This is a genomic window from Paenibacillus sp. NRS-1781, from assembly GCF_050467745.1.
Taxonomy (GTDB): domain Bacteria; phylum Bacillota; class Bacilli; order Paenibacillales; family Paenibacillaceae; genus Paenibacillus; species Paenibacillus terrae_A.
Map to the genome: position 1 here is coordinate 1 of NZ_JBITPI010000117.1, position 1,009 is coordinate 1,009.

Genomic DNA, 1,009 nt, shown 5'->3' on the forward strand with positions numbered 1-1,009 from the left:
CCCGGCACGGTGAGCATCTCTTTGGTGCCTGGGATTTGCGAGAGGAGACGTTCCACCTCGGCCAGAATCTCTTCCAGTTGTCTGGCGAACATGTCGTACTGCTCCAGAAGCGTTTTAATTTCGATTTGGGCTGCGGGAAGCCCTTCGGTCAGACCAATCGAACTTCTCGCCGTTTCAACCAGCAGCTCGGCTCGCTTCGTTCCGATCGCTCGTTTCACGTCTTTCTTCCATCGCTGAGCGATGGCTTCTGCGCCAAGGGTTACAATCTCACTTGGGGTCGGAAATTCACCTAGCGTAATGAGTGAGGCTTTCCCTTCCCAGTCTTTAAATACCTGTGTATATTCCGGGAAAAAGCGGTCCTGCCAGTTCTGTACCCGCCGTTGTACCTGTCCGAGGTTCACCATGATCTTCTCTCGAAGGTTCATGAGAATCCGCAGATCGGCGTAGATATTCGTCGGCAATTTCGGTTCGCTGTACTTCCCGTTTCGCACCAGATCGGCAATGACCTTTGCATCTTTATAGTCATTTTTCGTGGGCGAGTTATCTTCTAGTTCTTTGGTTTTGTGTACATGATGTGGATTGACAATGACCAATGGAATGCCTTGCTGTCCCAAATACTCGGCCAAGGTGAACCAGTAGTGTCCGGTGGGCTCAATGCCGAAGAGGACGTCACTCTTGGCATGCTTCTGCTGAAGCTCCTTCATCCACTCCACCAGTTGCTCCAGTCCGGTGCGGGTATTGGAAAACACGCAATCCTTTCCAAGTTCAATCCCCCGAAAGTCGATGGCACGGGCCACGTGGGTTTCTTTGGCGATATCTGCGCCAACCACCAACGTTTTTTCGGAAATTCGTGTAATTCGTTGATTCTGTTTCTTCGATTGTTTATACTTCATAGTGAGCGTCCTCCTTTTAATTCGGGCAGTGAATGGTCCACATTCCATGACCCAGCATACAGGAGGCGCTTTTTTTGTTCAAACCTCAAATTAATTCATTACAGGAATGGCTCCTT

At 49.9% G+C, this 1,009-nt stretch carries 1 protein-coding gene; it reads right to left on the reverse strand.

Going from position 1 to position 1,009, the window contains the following annotated elements:
- Nucleotides 1-893, reverse strand: an 893-nt coding sequence (locus ACIFO6_RS24190; RefSeq protein WP_430044608.1) for an IS110 family transposase, incomplete at its 3' end; no start/stop codon positions are given.
- Nucleotides 894-1,009 lie beyond the last annotated feature (116 nt).